Source organism: Lactiplantibacillus sp. 7.2.4 (genome assembly GCF_018991185.1).
Classification (GTDB): domain Bacteria; phylum Bacillota; class Bacilli; order Lactobacillales; family Lactobacillaceae; genus Lactiplantibacillus; species Lactiplantibacillus pentosus.
On sequence record NZ_JAGYGS010000002.1, the window covers coordinates 19,731 to 43,055 of the forward strand.

Consider the following 23,325-nt stretch of genomic DNA (forward strand, 5'->3'; position numbering starts at 1 on the left):
GTCTGGTCATCGAAGTAAAAAAGCTTCCAGAGTGACTGGCCCTGAAAGCTGATTTGCATTTTAATTGCACAACCTAACCGTTTAATAAATGTTCACGGCGTGCGCGCCATAACACTAATGCCAAGCTTCCGAGCATCAAAACCGTCACCGTGATAAATAGCAACGAGTATGAGAATTGGGCCACCATCATCCCACCGAACAGTGGTCCCACGGCCCGGCCCAGCGATAATGCCATGTTATAGCGGCCCTGACACTTGCCGCGTTGATCATCCGCCGCCATGTCGTCGACCCACGCTGGTGCGATTGGCAATCCAATCACTTCACCAATCGTCAAGACGACCATGATAATAATAAAATCAACATATTGGCGCGCAAAAACGAGTCCTAAGAACGACAACGCAAATAAGGTAATTCCAAAGCCAATCTGGGTGCCAATTTTGAACCGCTCGTTAAATAGCGACACGATTGGTTGACTGACGATAATCAGCAAGCCATTGATCGTCCAGACTTCACTATAGCGCCTGAACGGAATTCCTAAGTTGGTCATGTGTACGGACAAAATACTCTCCCACAGCGCATAACTGAGATAAATCGTAAAAATCATCAGGCAGATCATCCAGATCAATTGACGATGATTACTGGGAGTCGTATCCGCAGCCTTGGTTGTTGCCGTCGCTGTCCGGTGCGCCGGTGTCACGTTGAAGGTACTGATCGTTATCGCCATCAATCCCAGATAACAAATCGTCGTCACGATGAAGACCACGCTAATGCCTAAGTCTAGCAAGTAGCCGACGAGTAACGTCCCAATAACGACGCCGACGTTGAGGGCGAGGTACAACATATTGAAGACGTACCGATTAGACCTCGTCGTCACCGTGGCCGCATACGCATTCACGACCGTCATACTGATACCGTCACCAAAGCCGACGATAATTAAACCGATCGCGTATGGCCATAAACTATGCCAGAATATCAGCGTTGCCAGCATGACGGTTGAAATCCCGCCACCCAGTAAGGCCGTAAAATATGGCCGCCAATGGTCAAACAAGTGTCCACCTAAATAGTTGCCGGCAATCATCGCCATCGACATCAAAAATAGCACAATGCCTGAAAAAGTCAGGCTCTGTTTCAAATAATTATGCATATAGATGGTTGTGAGTGGCCACATGAAGGCCGCCCCCGCGTTGTTCAGCAAGTTAGCCAAAAAGAGCCACCGCAACCGAACTTCTTTTTGCATCCGCTCACCTCAGTTCTAAATAATTTAGTTAACTCATTGTCAAAACTATCCCTAGCTAGTATACGCTACTCGGCCGGGTTTACCACCCATCAGCCTCAGCAGTCCCTCCATTCAGTTTTCCGATATAAGTCAGGACACCGCTGGATTGTTCAGCAGGCCGAACCAAGACACATTTTGCGATAATAACTCGGACTTATCAAAAAAATTAAAATTGAAATGTCCGGTTTTTGAACCTGATTGTCGACTCATACCCCTAATGATTGCTATAATATAATAAACACTGCCAACAAGTGTAACTCACAAACAATTGAGGTGACAACATGGCGAATAATAGCTTTGGGTTAGCGTTAGGATTCTTCGTAATTCTGCTGCTTTGGATTTATCAACGCGTCCGCATGCCAAAAATGCGCTCACTGGCGGGCTATATGTCACGACGCGCCATCCAAAACGAGAAGACGTGGCGGTTTGCACAGCGCTTTTATTCAATGGTTGGTATCGAAATTTTCTCCATTTTATTAATTGGCGCTCTGGCTGGCGGCTTATTCCAGATTGCCCTATTACAAAGCTTCAAGTTTCAGGCCATTGCCTTGGCAGTTGGCCTAATTGTTCAAAACATGGCCACCGAACACGAACTGAAATTACAGTTTCCTAAACAGTCGCAATCGTAATTCCAGTGCTTTATAATTGACCATTTCGATTAATTGCTTAATATTGATACTGGTAGTTTATCCTAAATAACAATTGACAAGCATGTTTCAGTTTAAAATACTCTAAGTAAAGAAGTGAAATTGATGAGTAAAGAAAAAATTGCCTTATTCACCATCTTCGGTGGAACTGGTGACCTTGCCCAACGGAAATTATATCCGTCGTTATTTAAGCTATATCAAAAAGGTTATCTCCAGGACCACTTCGCCGTGATTGGCACGGCACGTCGTCCATGGACTGATGAACATTATCACGAAGTCATTAGTGACTCACTGGCTGATTTAGACGCTGACCAAAAAGACGTCGACCAATTTGCCAGCCATTTCTACTATCAATCACATGACGTGACTGATGCGCAACACTACATGACCCTGAAAAAGTTATCAGAAAAGTTGGACGCCCAGTATGGTTTACAGAGCAACCGGATTTTCTACTTAGCGATGGCCCCCAATTTCTTCGGGACGATCGCGCAACACTTGCGTTCTGAAAATATCTTAACGGACAACGGGTTCAACCGGGTGATCATTGAAAAGCCATTCGGTCATGACTACGCAAGTGCTAAAGAATTGAATGATCACTTAACGGCGACCTTCAATGAAGACCAGATTTACCGGATCGACCACTACCTTGGTAAGGAAATGATTCAGAATATCACGGCTATTCGGTTTGGTAACAATATTTGGGAATCACTATGGAACAACCGCTACATCGACAACGTGCAAATCACTTTGAGTGAAAAACTCGGTGTCGAAGAACGGGCCGTCTACTATGACAATAGTGGGGCCTTACGTGACATGGTCCAAAACCACATCTTACAAATTCTCAGTCTATTAACGATGGATCAACCCGTCGAATTCACTGAAAAAGACATCGATGTCGAAAAAGTCAAGGCACTGCGGAGCTTACGGCCATTGAAGCCTGAAGAAGTGGCAACTAACTTTGTTCGTGGGCAATATGGTGCCGGTGATGACGGCGTTAAGGCTTATCGTGATGAAGATAAGATTTCACCAGATTCCAACACCGACAGTTTCGTTGCCGGTAAAATCATGATCGACAACTATCGCTGGTCAGGCGTACCGTTCTACGTTCGGACTGGTAAGCGTTTGGCAGACAAGTTCACGCGGATCGACGTGGTCTTCAAGCGACCAGTCGTTAACATTTTCAACCACGAAGATGTGCTTGAAAATGATGATGCGTCAACCCGTCTTGATCCAAATATTCTCACCATCAACGTTGAACCAACGGAAGGGTTCGAATTACGGATGAATGCCAAGGCAGTCGGCCAAGGCTTCGCAACGACACCGGTCAAGCTGAACTATTCCCACGACGCTGAAGCGACCGCGGGCAGTCCAGAAGCTTACGAACGGCTCCTACATGATGCCTTGAATGGTGACGCCACGAACTTCACCCATTGGCAAGAAGTTGCTGATTCGTGGAAATTCGTCGATGTCATTCAGAAGTATTGGGACGAACATCAACCGGACTTTCCTAACTACCGGCCTGGGACAATGGGCCCAGACGCCGCCGATGAACTCTTGCACAAAGACGGTCATCGTTGGGTTTACCGGAACTAAAGTATTAATTTAAATTACTGAACAAATAAAGGTTGGCATGACTCGCGTGAGTGATGCCAACCTTTTTTTGTACGAAATGTGCGACTACGGGCCTTGATTTGCTTGTTAGGTAGCCCCCACCGTTTTGCTTGATTAACAGCGATTAAGGTCCAACATAGGCATCAGTTGACTTGCGGCTCATTAGTCGGTGCAGACCCGCTCGTTTGCATGATTGCCAAACCAACTACTCATCGCCCCTGCCCAGACAATGACTAAGCTAAACTAGGATTACGCTCCCGTCGCACTCAGCCGTTCACAGACTTGCATCAGTCGCTGAACACCGACCTTTAAATCCGCTAATGTCAGCCCGGCAAAGCCTAACAAGTAATAGTCGGCTGAGGGCATGGCCATCCAATTGGAATTGAGTGGATAGATGCGCACTTGCTGTTGTTCCAAAGCTGTGAGTAAAGTCGCCTGGTCGATACCTGGAATCTGAACGACCAAATGAACCCCTGCCCCCGTCATGATGGGCCAAATCTGTTTGCTTCGTTTGAGCTGATCACACAAGCAGCGATATTTTTGCCGATTCGTACTACGATTACGACTCAGATGCCGATAGTAGACGCCATCATCAAAGTAATTGACCATCGCCTGCTGCAACAAGCCCGCCACCATTTCTGCCTGATACTGATAGTGTTGGTGATAGACCGAGACCAGCCGTGGTGGTAAGACCAGGTATCCCATCCGCAACGTCGGGTCAATGCCGCGCGAAAATGTGCCCAGGTATGCGACTTGGTTGGCCGCCGCTAATGACTGGAGCGCCGGCAATGGATGCGCACGATAACGATATTCACTGTCATAATCGTCCTCAATAATCAGGTGGTCAGCCCCTGCCCACTTTAACAACGCCAACCGTTGCTCAATCGGCAGGATGACACCCAACGGAAATTGATGCCCAGGAGTCGTATAGACGACTTGTGGATCCAGCCGTTGGACCGTCGCAAGATCCAGCCCGTCGGCAGTTACCGGGATATTCACCGCCGTGTGGCCATAGCTGGCAGCTAAGTCCGATAATCCCCGGTAACCCGGATTTTCGATACCGAGTGTGGCGCGCGGTAAAATACTCAGCAAAATTCCGAGTCCCGCTTTGGCGCCATTGGTAATCACAATTTGCTCCGGGGTGGCGTGTACGCCCCGCGTCGTTTTAAGAAACCGCACCAGTGCCGCCCGCAATGCTGGCAAGCCCTGGGCATCCGGATAAATAGCGGTCGGCTGCTGTTCCGTTTGTCGAAGGGCTAAGCGCACCGCCCGTTTCCACGCATTCCAGCTTGGGGACAACAGTTGGGTCACGCCGTAACGAAAATCGTATTTAACCGGGACTGGTGTCTTAGGGGCCACAATTTGATCCGCACTTGGTTGGTCCGGTGACCAATCCGCCTGGTCACGATAATAATAGCCGCTGCCGGGAACGCTATAGACGATTCCTTCCGCGACCAGCTGATCATAGGCTTGCGCGACGGTCGTTTTCGACACACCGAGATTTTGGGCCATTTTACGAATCGACCAGAGTGGCTGATTGGCTCGCGTGTCATCATAATCAGCACGTAATTGCCGGTAAAGTTGCAGGTACATTGGTGTTCGTTCAGAGCGATTTAGTGGCATTTGACAACTGTCCTTTCATTTTTGTCAAAATTGTCTATTTTTCAGATGACAATTATCCCCTATTATAGACGGTAATCACCAGGAGAGGAAGGTCTCAATATGCAAACGAATATCCGTATCCAGCAAATTCAAGTCTCTGGCATCCGCCGCTTTGACGAAGCCATCAGTACGATTCCTGACATTCTCAAATTAACCGTTGGCGAGCCCGACTTACCGACACCCGCACACATCAAAAAAGCGGCCATTGAGGCCATTCGTGATGATTGGACCCACTACTCACCATTGATGGGTTTCGCCGCCCTGCAGCACGCGGCCAGTACTTATTTTAATCAAAAATATCAATTAAATTATGACCCAGAAGAAATCATTGCCACGGTCGGTGCAACAGAAGCGGTTGCCACGGCGTTACTAACGATTCTGAATCCCGGTGATACGGTCCTGCTCCCGACGCCAGCATATACGAGTTATGAACCGGTCGTGTCCATGGCCAACGCACAGTTAGTTCCCATCGATACCACCACGACCGGCTATAAATTAACACCGACCGCGCTGCAAACGGCACTGGATGAGCACGTCCTCGACCACGTCAAAGCGTTGATTTTAAATTACCCAACTAACCCAACTGGCGTGACCTACACCCGTGCGGAACTGCAAGCGCTCCAAAAGGTGATTGCCGCGGCTGGCATCTATGTCATCAGTGATGAGATTTACAGCGAACTGACTTACGAGCAAGCGCACACCGCCTTTGCCACCTTGTATCCAAGCAAAACGATCACCATCAACGGGCTCTCAAAATCACACGCGATGACCGGCTGGCGACTGGGCTTTATTTTAGCCCCGCACGACCTGATTGCCGAGATGAAGAAGACCCACCAATACCTCGTGACCTCGACCAGTTCAATTAGTCAGGCCGCTGGAATTGAAGCGTTGACCAATGGCTTGGATGATGGCCCGGCAATGCGGTCCGTTTATCAGGAGCGGCGTGATTATATGGTCAAGCGACTCAGTGAGATTGGCCTCAATTATATTTATCCGACCGGCGCCTTCTACATCTTCGTGCAGTTGCCAACTGATTTTGAAGGCTCAAGTTGGGACTTTGCGACCCGGCTCGCTCACGAGGCCCATGTCGCCGTCGTTCCCGGTTCCGCATTCGGGGCCAGTGGCGAAGGTTGGTTTCGCATCAGCTACGCCGCCAGCCAATCAGTCCTCCGTGAAAGTATGAATCAACTTGCATTATGGCGGGTCCAAACCGCTAGTCAGGAGTAATTATCACATGAATTTATCAAGCGCCCACATCATCACCGCGATGGTCACACCATTCGATGAACAGCACCACATTGATTATCAGCAACTTGAACAACTCATCGAATATTTGCTGGCAAACGGGACTGAGGGTCTAGTCGTCGGCGGTACGACTGGCGAAGGCCCCACGTTAAGCATTGCCGAAAAACGCGACTTATATACACGGACCGCCCGTTTTGTCCACGGCCGCGTACCAATTATTGCCAACACTGGTAGCAACAATACCGCTGAGACCATCAAATTCACCCATATCGTCAGCCAAATTATCGGCATCGACGCCGCGCTAGTCGTCGTGCCACCATACAACAAACCGAATCAAGCTGGGATGCTCGCCCACTTTACCGCGATTGCGGAACAGGGCGGACTCCCAGTCATGATCTACAATATTCCTGGCCGTGTCGGGGTGAAAATGAACGTTTCAACGATTCTGACGTTAGCGCAAAATCCGAATATTGTCGCAGTCAAGCAATGCGGCACTGACGAGGAATTGGCAGCCATCATCGAAGACGCGCCCCGCGACTTTCTCGTGTACACCGGCGAGGACGCACAGACCTTGACGGCATTGGTCTACGGCGGACAAGGGGTCGTTTCCGTCGCCAGTCACCTATTTGGGTCCGAAATGGCAGCAATGCGCACTCATTTAACGACAGGCGAAGTTGCGGAAGCGGCCCAAATCCAGCGCCGACTGATTCCAAAAATGACCGTCCTCTTTAATCAGCCCTCACCAGCACCGGTCAAGGCCGCCCTGAACGCACAACACCATCGAGTAGGCACACCGCGCTTGCCAATCCTACCGCTATCGACCAGTGAGCAACGTCAACTACTCAACTGCCTAGCTTAATGCAAAACGATTGGTTATCACGTGCATCTGGCGTATACTGAGCTTAGAATCAATATTGAAAAGTGGTGACCAAATATGTGTAGTTGGGCTTTTACAGGTGGCATGCCATTCATGTGGATGGGTGGCTCCTTTGGCATCATCGGTTTCTTGATTTTGCTAGCCGTGGGCGCCTATTTTCTCGGCACACGGTCACGCCATCATGACTAATATTAGTGGTGGTCGGGTTGACCAATCAAAAATCGCGATCATTTTGAGACGTTGCTCAAGATGATCGCGATTTTTTGTGTTGTGCATTAAGTGCAGTGGGTGGCTGAGTGTGCATGAAACGTGTACCAGATCTGGAGGCTGAATTCTTGCGCTGTTACAAAGATCGTCGTTGTCGACATTCAAGAGGAATGCTAACAACGACGATTTTGTTTGCTCGCTGTGTTGCCGACCTGTATTTCTAGGTATTGCTAGTCCAAGTATGGATTGGCGTCGGCCACACTTACCGCAAGACTACTTTACAGTCCATACGCCGACTTGAACAAGCTAGCCGCTAATCCCAGCGCACCGATGTCAATCACAATTTTGAGCAACTGAGCAGGCACATGTCGAACAATGTGTGGTCCAAGACTACCACCAATCAAAAAGCCGATTCCCAAAGGTATGACATAGTGCCACTTAATTGGCGTCTGCAAGCCATAAACAACGGCCGACACGATGTTAGCAAGTCCCAACGCCAGATTTTTCTGCGCATTATACACCGCAAATGGCGTATCACTAATAAACGATAAAATCGACAACATCAGAACACCACCAGCCGCACCGAAGTAACCGGTGTACGTCCCCACTAGGAAAATCCCGAGCCAGGCCAATGCCGTGACCCATTTGGGCGTAACGACGACTGCTCCCGGCTGCTTAACATGAATATGCCGTGGAATCAAGACCAACACGGCGGCGACTAAAATGAAAAACGGCACCACTTTGGCAAAAGTCGCGGCGGGAATCACAAATAACAAAATGGCGCCGACGATACTGCCAATCAACGTCAGTGGTAATAAAACTTTGAGCTCGCGGCCGTGCCCACGTAATTCACGCCGCGACGCTGGTACGGCGCCAAAACTCGTAAAAACTAAGCCAACCGTATTAGTCACATTGGCCGTTACCGGTGGCAGGCCCAAAGCCAACAGCACCGGGTATGAGACCAGCGACGCCAAGCCAGCGGCAGTACTAACGATTCCGGCAACGATGCCAACAACAATTAAAATAATAATCAATGTGCCATACGCGAACATTTTGCAACGTTCCCTTCTCTCTTAATAGTCCTACCATAGTCACAACGTTTAGCATAGTCAAATAAACATGTTATAATAGCCATTCATAATACTAGTTATCAAAATATTGTTATATAAAGGATTATCAATGAATATTAAAGAATTGCAATATTATCTCGCGCTCACTGAGCTCAAAAGTTTTTCACAAGTCGCCACCCGTTTTCACGTTAGTCAGCCGACAATTACTGCGGCAATTCAACGACTAGAACGTGAATTAGGCACTCAGTTACTGATTCGCGCCAATCCGCACTTGCCGGTACAACTCACCACGACGGGGCAGCAAGTTCAACAGCATGCCAAAAAAATACTGGCTGAGACCCAACTCATGCGTCAAGAAGTCGCCCATACCACCACCGACCAGCTGGTGATTGGGATGCCGCCGATTATCGAAATTAATTATTTTCCGCGCGTCGCCAGTCAACTTCCGACCACGCTTTTCAACCAAATTCAGCCCGTCAGTCAAGGATCGCTAGCAGCCTTGAAAAGCCTCCAAAACGGACAATTAGACCTGGCCGTCTTAGCCTATCTCAATGTTTTCGATGTCCCAGCGATTCAACTGACGACCTTTGATACGCAAGCGTTTAGTATTATTGTCGCGACGGACGACCCTTTGGTTCAAGCGGCAACTGTGCACTTTAAAGACTTACGAGAACGGCAATTTGTCGCCTTGAAGGACAATTTTGTCCACCGCCAAGCATTTCGCCAATTATGTCGGCAGCATCATATTCGACCTAACGTGGTCTTCGAATCTAACGAAATCGGTAGTATTTTGAATATGATTCGTAACCACATGGGAATCGCCCTACTCAGTAATTCCGTCGCACTACCGATAGGCTTGACCCGCATCACCTTAGCTGATAGCGAGGTACCAACGTTTAATGTCGGGGTCGCATATCGCCGCGAAATGCAATTCAGTCCGACCCAGGCCGCGCTTCGCTCTAACTTGATTGCGGCCTTTCAATCGGTGGACTGGTCGGTTTAGTTTTGAGGTGACGTTGCGAGAATCAAAAACTCACGATTATCCGACAAAATCCATCGTCGCATGACCGTGAGTTTTCTTAGTTATCATGATATTACTTAGCGGCTTGTTGCACTGCGGTTTCAATTGGCGTCGTTCCGTTGATTAATGCAATCGTTTGACCAATCGTTGCGGGTGTCCGCAAGGCTTGCACGGTGAAGGTCGCAACGTCATCACGAGTAATTTCGCCGCCCACTTCCGGATTGACCGTTACTTGACCAGTTCCAGCGTCGTTCAACAACGTTCCTGGTTGCAGGATCGTATAGTCCAGCTGAGTGCGCGTCTTCAACCATTCGTCGGCATAATACTTTGCGACATAGTAAGGTTGTAATGCACGTGGCCACCGACTGCGGTCTGGGGTAAACTCGGCGCTAATAATGACGTAACGTTTAACGCCGGCAATTTCGGCCGCTTCCATCGACTTGACGGCACCGTCCAAATCAATCATCAGCGTCATATCGTAACCAGTCTGACCACCAGAACCAGCCGAAAAGACGATGGCGTCCATCCCTTTGAAAGCCAAGGCTAAGTCTTCAGGCTGAGCCATCAAATTGAACTGGACGGGTTCAGCACCCGCATCTTCAAAGGCTTCCGCCTGTTCAGGTTGTCGAATACCGGCGTAGACTTGATCGCCTTGAGCCACCAATTTTGAGACGATTTTTTTACCAATCTGACCATGGGCACCAATTACAAAGACTTTCATCGAGTCACTCCTATCATCATTATCAATTCACTGACATCAGTTCATTATATAAGTTCTATTATAAAACTTACCCCGTCAAAAAAGAATTATTGTGTTCCTGATTTGTCCAGGTTAATGAATTGGCTTATAATGTGTGCATCTAAACGAGAGTAGTGATTCTTATGTCAAAATACATTCGTCAAGCCACCAGTGCAGATTTATCAGCCATGATGGCGATTATTGAACAAGCCAAAGCGGCCCTAGCCGCTGACCAGATTCCTCAGTGGCAAGATGGCTATCCCCAATCAGTGGACCTTCAAGCGGATATTGATGCCAAACTCGCATGGGTCTTGATCGTCGACGGCCAAATTGCCGGAACTGCGACGCTACTGACCACACCGGACCCCAACTATGCTCAGATCAGCGATGGCTCCTGGAAAGAAACGACTCATCATCGTTACACTTCAATTCATCGCATCGCCATCGCAAATGGCTACCATGGCCAGCATTTAGCCGATTTTTATTTCAGTAATTTAATGACCATCAGCTATCAACTCGGATTTCGCCAAATCCGCATCGACACCCACCTGTCAAACAAGCGGATGCAACACGTTATCACCAAAGCTGGCTTTGACTACCGCGGCGTGATTTACATTGATCATCAACCAGATGAGGCGCGGAATGCTTATCAGATTCTGTTACCATAGCGACCGCACCCTGGATTCCAAAAATAAATTTCTTAATTTTCAGCTGATTCCTAAACTAAAGCTGGTGGACATTCAGGAAATCTCGGATGTCCACCAGCTTTTTTGAAGCTTACGAATTTTCATTTTAGCTTTAAATTTTAGTTCACGGTCGCTAATTACCATCCAACCAGCAAGCGCGATTCAGACTCAAAAGCAACCGCCGTTCATTGGTAGCGTCCTAAATAACTACTAAAGCAGTCAACCAATTTGCATTGACCTGCCTTGATTTGCGGACTAATCTACCGGGACAAAAACATGCTGTGGCAACGAATACAAATAGCGTTGAATGACTTTTGTGTCACGATACATTGAATTCAGCGCTTCGGCATACAACTTGACCTGACCCGCATAGCGTTGTTTGAGGTCAGCCGGTTGTTTGACATGGTCCGTCTTATAATCAAACAAAATCAAGCCGTCGTTAGTCTCCAAATAGCCGTCAATAATCCCATGAATCAAGACCTTGCTATCCTCTTGATCATCAACATCGAAAATTTGACGTGCCGGAATCAGCAACGAAAATGGCACTTCACGGTGGACCTTATCAGGATGTGCGAGGATCTGTTCACCGAGGTCGCTCTGATAGAATGCGACCACCGTCTCAACGGCGATTCGGTCAGCGACGGGACTTGTCAGTACTCGTTTCGCCACCAAATCGTCAATCGTTGCCTGAACGGCTGCTTCGTCGACGGGGTTCGTCACGTCTAATTGTTCCATGACCAAGTGGGTCGCACTCCCAACTTCCGCACTGGTTGGCGCCTGTGTGGTCTGTAGGAATTGCGGTAAGTCTAGTGAGCCCGTCACATAGCGCGAGGTCGGCCGAACGCGTTGCCGACTGACCGTTGGATTTGCGTTCATCAACGGCGTGTCAGGATCTTCGAAGATTCGTTTGACTTCCGATACCGACTGATAGGCCGTGGTCGTCGTTGATGCCTGATGTGGATAATGGAAATTCAGCAGCGCAGCGAGTTGCTCGCGCGTTGCATGATCGACATCAATGCTGACTTGTTGCTCGACTAACTGAACGGCATCTAATTGTTCATCGGCCGTTGTGGTCGTATCATCAGCCGCAATCGTGGTCGCATCACCCAATTCGATGGCAAACTTGGTGGGATCTCCTGTCAATTCATAGCTCGGCCACTCGTCGCCCCAATAGTCGCGCATCGCAGGGTGACGAATCAGGGTCATCCCCACCCAGTCGAGTTGATTGGTGGTGGCAACGCGGGCTTGTGCACTGAGCACGCGGCCGTCACTAGTAAACGCCTGTCGCCATTTTTCGGTTGCAGTATCAATATCCTTGATGGTTCCCACCAAATAGAGCTGTTGTTGCGCCCGCGTGATGGCCACGTATAATTTACGCATTTCTTCGGCACGCATCTTTTGGCTCACAACTTGCTTCGTCACAATTTGCGGCAACGTCGGGTATTTGACTCGTGTCTCAGGATCTAGATAAGTGATCCCGATTCCGGCTTGTCGGTCCAATAACGCACTGGACCGTGTGTCGGTCTGGTTGAATTGCTTGTCCATATCCATGACAAAAATAACGGGATATTCCAACCCTTTACTCCCATGAATCGTCATGACACTAACAGCTTCGGCATCCGTCTCTGCCACCGCTGACGCTAAATCCTGATCCTTTTCTTGCATCCGGCGAATAAAACGAACGAATTGGAACAGGCCCTTGAAACTCCCCTGTTCATAGCTGTACGCCCGTTCATATAATGCGTGTAAATTAGCTTGTCGCTGTTTACCAGCTGGCATGCCGCCCACATAATCCAAGAAACCAGTTTGCTCATAAATCTGCCAAATCAGCGTCACGATTTGGTTGCGGCGAGCCAAGTCCCGAAAATCACCGAGTTGCTTCAAAAACGTTTCGATTTTAGCAAAGACTTGATCCCCATATTCAGTCGCGGGGCCGCTCGGGTACTGGTGATAAAAGTCCTGAACGGCTTGGAAATAGTCACTCGTTTTATTTTGAATCCGCAAATAAACGAGCTGATTTTCATCAAGACCGACGATTGGTGACCGCAACACGGCGACCAACGGAATATCTTGATATGGATTGTCAATAATACTGAGTAACGACATCATGATGCGAATCTCAGTCGTTTGAAAATAGTTCTGCACATCGTTAACGACGACTGGGATGTGGTAGCGCTTGAAGACATCAATAATTGTCAAATTATGATTACGGGTTGGAACTAGTAAGGCGACGTCACTATAACGAAACGGTCGATAAGTCCCCTCACCCCGGTCATAAATTGGCTTATCCTGTGCCTTCAACGCCAGAATTTTTTGTGCAACCATCGTGATACTGCCCACGGAAGGATCATCGATTGAAAAGTTAGTCTCGTCTTCTTGAGTTAGTTCCGCAGGGGCATCCGTTTCAGTCTGGTACAACAGCAGATTCGTCGTCTGCGGCATATCGGTCGGATAATCTTTCGGCCCGTATTTCAGGTAAGCATCCTCGTCGTAGTCGATTTGTCCGACCGGTGCATCCATCAACTGACTAAAAATGAGGTTGGTCAAATGGTCAACATTGGCCACTGACCGGAAGTTTTCGGCTAGCACGATACGATCGCCATGGGCTGGATTATCGGCAAAATCATGATATTTGTGTAAGAACAGAAGCGGATCCGCCAAGCGGAATTGGTAAATTGACTGTTTGACGTCGCCCACCATGAACATATTGCCTGGTTCATCACGCGACAACAGTTGCAAAATAGATTCTTGCAAACTATTAATATCTTGATATTCGTCAACCATGACTTCATCAAACTGAGCTCGTAATTGATTTAAAGCGGCTTGACCGCTCTCATTATCACTCGTGAGAATCTGTAAGGTCAGATGTTCCAAGTCAGAGAAATCCAAGACGTGCCGACGTCGTTTTTCAGCAACAAATGCCGTCCCGAACTGACTCGTCGCCTTCACCAGTTCTTTCACAATGGCTTTGGCACCGACCATGATATCTAAAACTTGTTGCTCTTCAGCAGCGAAGTACCGTTCACTGAGCGTTGCCATCTGCTTCTTAATTCCATCGATTAGCATGCCCATTGCTTTGGCATGGGCTGTCTTGTCCGGGTCATCTTTATAGGTCTTTTTAAGTCGACCAACTTTGAATTCGTTGATTTGCGCTCGCAACTCGTTCCAACTCGCCGTCGCCAATTGGTCGCGCAAGGTCGTTAATGTGGTTGCCACGCTTTGCAAGACATCCAACGACTTCGGTTCTAAGTCAAAGTCAGTGACGATTTTCTGCGCTTGCGTTAATTTTTGTAACATGTCATCAACATTATCTTCCAGTAGTGGTAATAGTTGTTGCTGATAAAATGTGCTACTCGTCAACGGGCCATCGTCAATCTGATAGGGCTTCGTCAGACCGTCTAACCATTTTTGCGGTTTTGGCGTCGACTGTGCAAAGTCAAATAGTCGAAAAATCAATCGACTAAGCCCATCATCACTGCGGTCGTTTGAAAAGTTCGCGGTCAATAAATCAAACTTTGCCCCGTCTTTTTTATACAACTGTTCACGGACTGCATCCCAGACCTGGTCTCGAATCAAGAGTCCTTCCGTGTTATCCGTTAACAATCGGAACACGGGATCTAAATCAATCACGTAATAGTAGCGTTGAATGATGCGTAAACAGAACGCATCCAGCGTGCTAATATTGGCAACCCCTAGCAAATTCAACTGTTGCCGTAATTGCCGGATTACTGGTGACGCCGTTGTTTCACTAGAATTTTCAGCCATCAACGTCGAAATCCGCTTGTTGATTTGCGATTCCAACTTTTGTTTCATATGCTTAGCAGCCAAATTCGTGAACGTGACCACTAGCAATTGGTCGATATTAGTTCCGGCTAAAATTTTACGCATAATACGCTCGATTAAAACCGTCGTCTTACCCGAACCAGCTGAGGCTGAGACAAGTAAATTATTGCCTTGTTGCTTGATCACCGCTTGTTGGCTTGCGGTGTACTGGGTTGCGCCACTCATGATAAACTGCCACCTTTCTCGTCTTTCAATAAATCAAGTACTTGTTTTGCGGACAGCGGTGGTAAATCGCGATAAGCATTTTCCGCCAACATCGCATCAAACTGCATGATAGCCAGGTATGGCGAATATTGTAAGGCCGTTGTCTTATCGTTGAGCCGGATTGGGTTCAGTTGCACTTGCCCCGCGAAAATGGCTTCAGCTGCGGCGACAATCAGCTGACTATTATGGGCTAGTAGCCGTTCCAATTGCTCGTTAGTGACCAGTGATGCCGCCCGACCGCCACTGTAGGAGCCGTCCTTTCGTCGCGAAAATGGATACACTTTCGAGGTTCCCGATTGTTCCTGAACCTCACTATCCAAATGTTCCAACAGTTGCGGATCGTCCAATAAGATCCCCTTGTACTTGTTTTTCTTCAAAAGTGCAGCTTCAAATCCCCCTTGAATTTCTTTAGGTTTCAAGGTCGGGTTCTGAATATGCATGTAGAGCGCACCCGCCAATTTAACAGCTTCCTGGTCAGAACCGACTAATTCAGATTCATTATGCAAGACCGCATCCAAGTACGTTAACATTTGCATCGCTAAGCCATAGTATGCTTCTTGGAAATCAAACTTGTGCGTGGATGATTTGTAATCCACGATTCCCAGATAGCTTTGATTGGCCACTTGAATCTGATCTAACCGGTCGATTTTCCCCCGGACGTGGACACTGTGAGTCGCATCAATTTGGAAATCTAAGGCTTTTAAGCCGTGCTCCTTACCAACATTTCCGAAGAGCACTTCGGTTTGACGCGGTTCGGCCGCCGACAACTTACTCTGGTTACGAATGGCAAACGCAATTTGGCGCACCGTGCTGATCAACTGCCGTTGGAGATACGCCATGCGATTAGAACTCGTTAAAATCGTAAATTGGGGTTGGTCGAGAATCTCGCGAGTCACCGTTTCCAAATAGTGACCCAACTGCTGATCACTGGCCTGGGCCAACGGAATCTGATCCGTCCGAAGCGCCTTAATCAAGCCATCCAATACCGCGTGGAAGAACTCACCAGTACTAGCCGCGGATAGTTCGAAGACGTCCCGTTCGCGCAATTTCAACCCGTACTTTAAGAAGTAGGCATACTGGTTGCGATAAAATTCTTCTAGTTTGGAAATGGAGGTATAAATTTGATGACCATAGAGCGCCTCAACACTTGCGGCCGTCAAAGTGACGGGTTGGTTACGATAACTGAGTCCCGCCATCAATTGCCGCGCTAACGACCCAAATTGTGGATCCCGGGTCAGTTGTTGACGCAGCCAGACCCAGACTGGCGCTGGTCGTAATGGTTCACCAACGCGATTGCGGTCAGTATTGGTCGTCAGCACATCCCGATAGACTTGGATCACATGGCTGAGCGTCCGACGTTTGGTGCCGACAAACGGCTTAACGTCGGGAGTAGTCGGGTCAGGCGTTCCCAGATACGAGTGTTCCTTGAGATTAAACTGTTGTTGAATCCGCCGAACATAGGTCGACCAATTTAGATCTGTTTCCTGATCGTCTTTAAACGGTGCACTAAAGAACAAGTGCTGACGCGCACTCAAAAAAGCCAGGTAATTCAAGCAACTTTCATCGCCCAATTGAACGACGGCTGAATCATTCAGATAGTGGTCACCATCTAAAGTAGCTAGGCTTGGTTGCAAATTATCTTTATCGACATCGCTCAATAAGTTGTTACTCATAATGCGGTCGGGCATGACTAAATCAGTCGCACCAATCATGAAGACGACTCGGTGATCCTGGCTTTGAACGATTCCACTTTCAGAAATTAAGACTTGGTCCAAGGTCGACGGAATCTGTGAGTAGCTAGCACCCTCAAACCCGGCTTGCAACAGGGCTAAGAAGTCCGTAATTTCAAACGGTTCAGACCCCAAAATCGTCACATATTCATCAAGCATGTCACAAAACGTCTGCCACGTCTGTTCTGGCTCTGCTGCGGCCTGAACATCTTGGCGGTCCAAAGCCTGGTCACGCCACGCTAGAAGCTGTTGTGTGACACCGTGAGCCGTCAAAAAATTAACAAGTACGGTGACGGCTGTCTTGCCATCGGGCGCTTGCTGCATTTTTTTGAAGAAAGGTGGGAAAATCGTCGCCACAAAGTGATGAATTAAATTGATTTGCCGCGAAATTTCGATGTTTTGGTCGGTTTCAATCCCAATATCGCCTTCCGTAAGTTGGAAATACTGCCAATCTTCGGCTTGTAACCACTGTTGACCATGATACCCACTCTTCAAAATGAAGTTTTCAGTTAAATCGACCGCTTGACGATAGGCTTCACGGTCCATCGGTTGCCCGTCGATTTGTGGAATCAGTAATTCGGTCTTGAGGACCCGCATCACATCGCGGTATTGATACTGCTGTTCATCCATGTCAAATAACGCATTGACCAATTCGACCAATGGGTGATCAGCCATGGATCGTTCTAAGTCAACGAAGTATGGAATTTCGAGTTGATGAAAAGTCGGTGCAAGCATCGTCTTATATGAGTTTAGATGCCGCGTCATAATCAAGAAATCACGGTAATGATAATCATCGGCCGGATTCACATGTTTCTGAGCGACCATATCACGAATCATACGACCAACTTGTGCCAGTTCAGTTTGCCGACTATCTGTTCTGAAGAGATGGACGTTGGGATTAGGTGCTTCTTGGCCAGTTGCGGCCTGAGGGGTTCCACGCCAAAAGTCGTCTAAGGCCGCCAATCCGGCTGTCACTCGTTGCTCAGTCGCTTGAATGTCCTGTCCAACCGGAATTTGGCGAATTCGGGCATACTGATAGAGTCGATAATAGAGTCGACCTGATTGATAAAAGAGCGTGCCATTATCCGGCGCCTGGTCAACGACTTTGTGGCCCAACACCAAACTAATAGTCACGTCCGCGCCCTGCTCCAGCATGATTGTGATGATTCCCTGTTCCTGAGCGGGTAATTGTGCAAAGCCCGCCAGTTCAACGTAAACGTGCGTGCCATGTAAGTCCTGATGACGTAGGTAAGCATTCAGTTGAACCAAAACATCGGCTGGTTTTAAGTATTTATCCGCAGTCGCTGTGACAAAATCAGCATAAACGATTGCGAGGTCGTGCATTTTCGCTTGTAAGTCGCCAGCCTGGGCATTGGCAGCCAGTTGGGCTACATCTTCAGGCTGCAAGTTGGCTAATTGCAGTTCATTAATTTCACTGGCCAGTTGCGTCACAAATCCAGTTTGTGAGATTTCACCACCAAATAACCGCAGCTCATCGGCGTGTTGCTGCAAAATGCGATGCAGTAACATATTGATGCCCGCCGCCGAAAGCCGAGGAACTTGATAAGCCGCCTCGTTTTTCATTAAATACCACGCCAAACGCGTGAATGAAAAGACCTGGACTTGGCTTTGCGCGTACAAACCAGTTTGGCCATCGGCTTCTGCAAGCCGGTTCAACACGTCCACTTCTGTATCGAATTTAATATGATTGGGTACTAAGTAGAAATACTGATCATTGGGTTGGGCACGTAACTTCGCGACTAACTGTTCAACCATCTTCGACCGGTGATCCAGCTTGGCCGGCCCCAACACGAATTGTAAACTCACCTTGAATTCCCCCTCTAAACCTGAACAAACGTTCTCATTGAAGTAATCTTATTATCGCATAGTTTTGCACCGAAAAAAAGCTTTCACGCATCGATTTTTTAAGACGCTGAAAATAAAAATTGGCGCTCATTCTGACTGGAGAATGAGCACCATTTTAATTTTAATAAACGCCCTATTAGACGTACGCGGCCCAATGGATATCGAGACGGTAGCTTTAGAACAATCGAATCAGCGCCACGCCCAAAATCATCACTAGTAATCCTAAGAGTTGCGCGCCAGTAACCGGGTTACGTTTGGAAGCAAACCAGCCAAATTGGTCGATCAACAAACTTCCAGCCATCAGACCAACTAACACGATAACGACCGCTAATCCGGTTCCAACCGCTGGTGCCAAGTAGACGTTTCCCAGCACGTATAACGAGCCAATCATGCCACCAATCCACATCCACCACGGATTCGATTGACCGGCCGGTGTCTGTAATTTTAAGCCAGGATGCAAGATTGCAACGATGATAATCAGTCCGATAGTTCCGACCAAAAACGAGATAAACGCCGCGTGGACGGTCGACCCTAACACTTTACCGAGATGCCCGTTGACTGCAGTTTGGGCCGCACTTAACATCCCAGCAAAGACGCCTAAGAGCCGCCACAACCAGAGCGCTGTCTGCTGAGTTGCTAATTGTTGTTCCGCGGACTCAGCAATGCGGTTATGGCGATTATCGAGCCACCCTTTGACCGCCACAGTAATGATGACCCCGACTAAGACGAGCAGCGCACCCAGCACCCGAATAGGCGTCAATGCACGGGTAGCTGAATCAAACCAGCCAAAATTATCGATTAAGAGTCCCGCTACAATTTGGCCAAGCACCGGCATAATCACCGTTTGGACACTGCCTAACTTCGGGAAAAGTAAAATATTACCCGTCAAATAAATAATTCCAAATAGTCCCCCAAACCAGATCCACAGGGGCTGACTCGTGAATAACGCTGGTGAAAATCCCAACGTATGGACATCAATTAAGGTAATCACGCCCAAAAACACGGTCCCGACTGCAAAAGAAATCAGTGAGGCCATGAATGGCGACCCAACTGAGCTGCGCAGTCGTGAATTAATACTCGTCTGCATCGGCAAGCCGACACCAATGGCTAACCCAATTAAAATTGCTAACATATGCTATTTCCTCTATTCTCACTTATGTTTTAACACGTCTTGTGCGAGTTGAATTGTCATGAATTATGATTAAAATGTGCCAGTTGGTGGATTCCTGTTCGTCAGCCGAGGGTTCGTCCTACTCCGACCTCCGGGGCTGGCTGACAACGCTGGAACAGGGCGGACATCGATTTGAACTCACGCAGAAACCCACTGCGCAATTTCAAATACGAGTCTTCTTCTAGCCCGGGAACCCCACCCGGACAAGAAGAATTTCGCCCTTGAGCATTGTCCGCCAGCCCCTCCAGTCGGGAAGCCGTTCGAATGGCGGATGAACAGCCACCTATCTGGGTGCAATTGATCACTGGATGTTTGGTGACTGGTCCTTCAAATAAAAATAGTATTGCATCGAGAATCGTTTCGGTGTTTAAATACTGAGAAAATTGTCTGACAATTATTCAATACTTTTCCGACAAGTGAGTCATACAGTTAAACGAGAGAATTATTAGCTATTTGGTATTCAAAACCCTACCAAATCAACAGCCAATAAGAACTCTGAAATCGTTCAGTATTGCTGGTGGGTTGCAGAATTAAACATGAGCGAGATGGCTGAAAAATTATCGGAGACCAGTCTTACAGTTGACTTTCAAGATAACCGTTTGTTAAGACTCAACGACCAGCTCATCAAAAGTTGAGTCCGCACATGTCTGCCTTTCGAATAGGATCCAGGCTGGAAGGCATTTCTGACAATGCTCAGTGGTGAAATTTCACTTAGCAAGCGTTTTGTGATTGGTTAGTGAAAGGCCAGTATTTAAGACGTGGTTTGTCGGCTTAAATCTGTGTCCACCACGTTCCAGCGTTGTCAGAAATGCCTGGAAGCCGGTATAAGACGCGCCTTCCACTGCAAGTTTACGCTAACTCGCACTGTTCCCAGCGGGCTTAAGCTGGCTGCACTTGAACCTAAAAAATAGCACATTTTAATCATGATTCATGCGAAATAACAACGAACACAACGTGCGTTATACGTTGACCTGGGGTGACCAGACTGAGTAATTTGGATGCAACTTACTGCCAGTCATCCGTCATTCAATCTATTTTAAACTTTACCACCCAATCAATGACAGCATTTTCCCTCAGCCCCGGTCTGGTGGTCTAAAAAACCATTTAAGCAGGCCACCTGGTGGCACACTTAAATGGTTAATCAGTATTAAGATCAGTCGACCAACTTACGCTTGTGCATTCCAATGTTCGGGATCTTGACGCCAAGCGTGGAGTGAAGCTAACTCGTCATCATTGATGTAATCCGCGTCGCGGGCAACTTTGATTAGTTCTGAATAATTTGACAGACTGAACAGCGGTAGTTTGGCAGCGGCAAAGTTACGCGTCGCGGCATCTAAACCGTAGCTAAAGATTGAGCCGACTGCTTGAATCAGGCCACCGGCTGCTTGGACTGCCTCAGCCGCTTGTAAGACACTGCCACCAGTTGAAATCAAATCGTCTAACATGACCACTTTTTCACCAGGCTTCAAGACACCTTCGATTTGGCGTCCAGCCCCATGGTCCTTAGGCTTGGACCGCACGTAAATCAGTGGTAAGTGCAGTTCAGCTGCGACCCACGCCGCGTGCGGAATTCCAGCCGTGGCAACACCTGCGATGACCTCTGTCTCTGGATAGTCACGCTTGATGATGGCCGCAATGCCGTTTGCAATGTGCTGCCGAACTTCTGGATATGAAATCGTTAACCGATTATCCGTATAAATTGGGCTTTTGATCCCACTCGCCCAAGTAAACGGTGCATTCGGCCGTAACGTGACGGCTTGGATGGCTAATAAATCGGTCGCGATGGTTGCTGCAATTTCACTCATATTAGTTACTCCATTCTGACATAATGTCTTGATAGGCTTTGACCGGATCAGTTGCTTGAGTAATCGGGCGGCCAATAACTAGGCCGTTGCTTCCAGCTTTAGCGGCCGCCGCGGGGGTCATCACCCGTTGCTGATCATCCGCTTGGGCCTGGGCTGGCCGAATTCCGGGCGTAATCCCCAGAAAATCAGTGCCAACCGCCTCATGAATCGCCTGCACCTCTTGCGCTGAGCAAATGACGCCATCGCAACCGCTCTGTTGTGCGAGCTGAGCGTAGTGCACGACGCTTGCACGCACCGTCCCAGCAATTTGTTGGTCCTGATTAAGGATGTCCTGATTCGTCGAGGTCAACTGTGTAATCGCTAGTAATTTAGGGGCTGGTAAACCCGCGGCCGTCGCACCAGCTACCAAGCCCCGTTTGGCAGCCGCTAACATCACGTGACCACCCGCGGCGTGCACGGTCGTATAGGTCACCCCTAATTGACCGAGTACCCGCATTGCCGATTCCACCGTATTAGGAATATCATGGAGCTTCAAGTCAAGAAATACCGCGTGACCACGTTGTTGCACAGCCTTTACGATCTCCGGACCCGCCGCGTAGAACAGCTCCATCCCGATTTTGACCGTCACATGCAAGTTTGCTGGAAATTGGTCTAAAAACGCCAACGCTTTAGTAGCCGTGGGAAAGTCCAGGGCGATAATCACTGGTCGACTCATCCCTGCACCTCCTTGATCAGCGCTTGTAGACTCGTGATGCCATACTTATCCATCGCTGCAGGTAAGCCAGCGATAATGTCGGTACAAGCGGTTGGCTGACCGTATGTCGCCGCGCCAACTTGAACCGCATTTGCACCAGCCAGGTAGAATTCAAGGACATCTTCTGGCGTGAAGACGCCACCAACGCCGATAATTGGCAAGGTCGTCTGTTGGCGAACCTCGTGAATCATCCGCACAGCTAATGGATGAATCGCCTTACCCGACAAGCCACCGGTACCGTGTGCCAAGATTGGTCGGCGGGTCTTCAGATCAATGCCCATCCCAGTCAGCGTATTAATCATCGTCAAGCCGGCCGCACCGCCCGCCTCGGCAGCTTTGGCAATTGGGACAATGTCGGTCACATTTGGCGTCAGCTTCATGAAGACTGGCTTATCAACGACATCGACGATGGCCTTCGTTAAGGCCGTGACCGTGTCTGGGTCGGTTCCAAACGCCAAGCCGCCGTGTTCAACGTTGGGACATGAAATATTGATTTCAAGTAATTTAACATTTTCAGCTGAGGCCATCTTCTGGGCAACAGTAACGTATTCATCGAAGCTTGCACCAGCAACACTCCCAATGATTGGTAACTCAGGATAGTGGCTGGCAAGCCACGGGAGTTTCTCTGCGAGTACGTTATCGATACCAGGATTTTTTAACCCGATCGCATTCAACCAACCGGCCGTGGTCGGTGCCGTCGTTGGCCGCGGATTACCAGCTTTGGGTGCCGCGGTCGTGGATTTGATGACCAGACCACCCAGCGCGGCCAAATCTAATTGTTGGGCCATCGTTTGACCGTAAGCGGCCGTCCCACTTGCTGGCATGACTGGGTTCTTCAGGGTCACCCCGGCTAAATCTACTGTTAATCGTCCCATCAAATTTTCCTCCTATATAAATGGATCATGCGATTT

At 48.4% G+C, this 23,325-nt stretch carries 17 protein-coding genes; 7 read left to right on the plus strand and 10 right to left on the minus strand.

From position 1 onward, the window contains the following. Window positions 1-73: 73 nt before the first annotated feature. Entirely contained in the window at window positions 74-1,237 is a 1,164-nt protein-coding gene (locus tag KGF70_RS00895; protein ID WP_216768216.1) for an MFS transporter, read from the minus strand. Between the two features lie 320 nt (window positions 1,238-1,557). Here KGF70_RS00895 and KGF70_RS00900 point away from each other — a divergent pair, with 320 nt between their 5' ends. Both KGF70_RS00900 and zwf read left to right on the plus strand, forming a co-directional pair. After that, window positions 1,558-1,905, plus strand: coding sequence for an SdpI family protein (locus tag KGF70_RS00900; RefSeq protein ID WP_003639409.1), 348 nt, complete (start codon window positions 1,558-1,560; stop codon window positions 1,903-1,905). A 123-nt stretch (window positions 1,906-2,028) separates the two neighbouring features. Further along, window positions 2,029-3,516 carry a glucose-6-phosphate dehydrogenase gene (gene zwf, locus KGF70_RS00905; RefSeq protein ID WP_216768217.1) on the plus strand — a complete coding sequence of 496 codons (1,488 nt, stop codon included), beginning with the start codon at window positions 2,029-2,031 and terminating at the stop codon, window positions 3,514-3,516. A 267-nt stretch (window positions 3,517-3,783) separates the two neighbouring features. Here the strand turns inward: zwf and KGF70_RS00910 are convergent, their stop codons facing one another. Beyond that, on the minus strand, window positions 3,784-5,157 hold the full coding sequence (locus tag KGF70_RS00910) for a PLP-dependent aminotransferase family protein (RefSeq protein ID WP_216768218.1): 1,374 nt from the start codon (window positions 5,155-5,157) through the stop codon (window positions 3,784-3,786). Window positions 5,158-5,256: 99 nt separating this feature from the next. Between KGF70_RS00910 and KGF70_RS00915 the strand changes: the two genes are divergently transcribed. From KGF70_RS00915 to KGF70_RS17560, 3 genes are all read left to right on the plus strand, one after another. Then, entirely contained in the window at window positions 5,257-6,423 is a 1,167-nt protein-coding gene (locus tag KGF70_RS00915) for an aminotransferase class I/II-fold pyridoxal phosphate-dependent enzyme (RefSeq protein ID WP_216768219.1), read from the plus strand. A 7-nt stretch (window positions 6,424-6,430) separates the two neighbouring features. Continuing rightward, complete coding sequence (gene dapA / locus KGF70_RS00920) at window positions 6,431-7,300, plus strand: 4-hydroxy-tetrahydrodipicolinate synthase (protein WP_216768220.1); 870 nt, start codon at window positions 6,431-6,433, stop codon at window positions 7,298-7,300. A 75-nt stretch (window positions 7,301-7,375) separates the two neighbouring features. After that, the gene (locus KGF70_RS17560) at window positions 7,376-7,507 is read left to right on the plus strand and encodes a hypothetical protein (RefSeq protein ID WP_080390157.1); all 132 of its coding nucleotides are present in this window, start codon (window positions 7,376-7,378) and stop codon (window positions 7,505-7,507) included. Between the two features lie 296 nt (window positions 7,508-7,803). Here the strand turns inward: KGF70_RS17560 and KGF70_RS00925 are convergent, their stop codons facing one another. After that, a complete protein-coding gene (locus tag KGF70_RS00925) occupies window positions 7,804-8,577 on the minus strand; it encodes a sulfite exporter TauE/SafE family protein (protein ID WP_216768221.1) in 774 nt (257 codons plus the stop codon). A 127-nt stretch (window positions 8,578-8,704) separates the two neighbouring features. Between KGF70_RS00925 and KGF70_RS00930 the strand changes: the two genes are divergently transcribed. After that, complete coding sequence (locus tag KGF70_RS00930; protein WP_216768222.1) at window positions 8,705-9,598, plus strand: LysR family transcriptional regulator; 894 nt, start codon at window positions 8,705-8,707, stop codon at window positions 9,596-9,598. A gap of 91 nt (window positions 9,599-9,689) precedes the next feature. On the opposite strand, the gene KGF70_RS00935 is transcribed toward KGF70_RS00930, so the two are convergent. Further along, window positions 9,690-10,337 carry an SDR family oxidoreductase gene (locus KGF70_RS00935; protein ID WP_050339647.1) on the minus strand — a complete coding sequence of 216 codons (648 nt, stop codon included), beginning with the start codon at window positions 10,335-10,337 and terminating at the stop codon, window positions 9,690-9,692. A gap of 161 nt (window positions 10,338-10,498) precedes the next feature. Between KGF70_RS00935 and KGF70_RS00940 the strand changes: the two genes are divergently transcribed. Next, a complete protein-coding gene (locus KGF70_RS00940) occupies window positions 10,499-11,023 on the plus strand; it encodes a GNAT family N-acetyltransferase (protein WP_216768223.1) in 525 nt (174 codons plus the stop codon). 273 nt (window positions 11,024-11,296) lie between these two features. Here KGF70_RS00940 and addA read toward each other — a convergent pair whose 3' ends face one another. From addA to KGF70_RS00970, 6 genes are all read right to left on the minus strand, one after another. After that, the gene (addA, locus tag KGF70_RS00945) at window positions 11,297-15,049 is read right to left on the minus strand and encodes a helicase-exonuclease AddAB subunit AddA (protein WP_216768224.1); all 3,753 of its coding nucleotides are present in this window, start codon (window positions 15,047-15,049) and stop codon (window positions 11,297-11,299) included. Beyond that, entirely contained in the window at window positions 15,046-18,645 is a 3,600-nt protein-coding gene (locus KGF70_RS00950; protein ID WP_216768225.1) for a PD-(D/E)XK nuclease family protein, read from the minus strand. The genes addA and KGF70_RS00950 overlap by 4 nt, the downstream gene beginning before the upstream one ends. Window positions 18,646-18,859: 214 nt before the next feature. Beyond that, window positions 18,860-19,816, minus strand: coding sequence for a DMT family transporter (locus KGF70_RS00955; protein WP_216768226.1), 957 nt, complete (start codon window positions 19,814-19,816; stop codon window positions 18,860-18,862). Window positions 19,817-21,021: 1,205 nt separating this feature from the next. Further along, window positions 21,022-21,660 carry an orotate phosphoribosyltransferase gene (gene pyrE / locus KGF70_RS00960; protein ID WP_216786384.1) on the minus strand — a complete coding sequence of 213 codons (639 nt, stop codon included), beginning with the start codon at window positions 21,658-21,660 and terminating at the stop codon, window positions 21,022-21,024. A gap of 1 nt (window position 21,661) precedes the next feature. Beyond that, on the minus strand, window positions 21,662-22,375 hold the full coding sequence (gene pyrF / locus KGF70_RS00965; protein WP_050339662.1) for an orotidine-5'-phosphate decarboxylase: 714 nt from the start codon (window positions 22,373-22,375) through the stop codon (window positions 21,662-21,664). Continuing rightward, complete coding sequence (locus KGF70_RS00970) at window positions 22,372-23,289, minus strand: dihydroorotate dehydrogenase (RefSeq protein ID WP_050339663.1); 918 nt, start codon at window positions 23,287-23,289, stop codon at window positions 22,372-22,374. Before KGF70_RS00970 ends, pyrF begins: the two co-directional genes overlap by 4 nt. Between the last annotated feature and the right edge of the window lie 36 nt (window positions 23,290-23,325).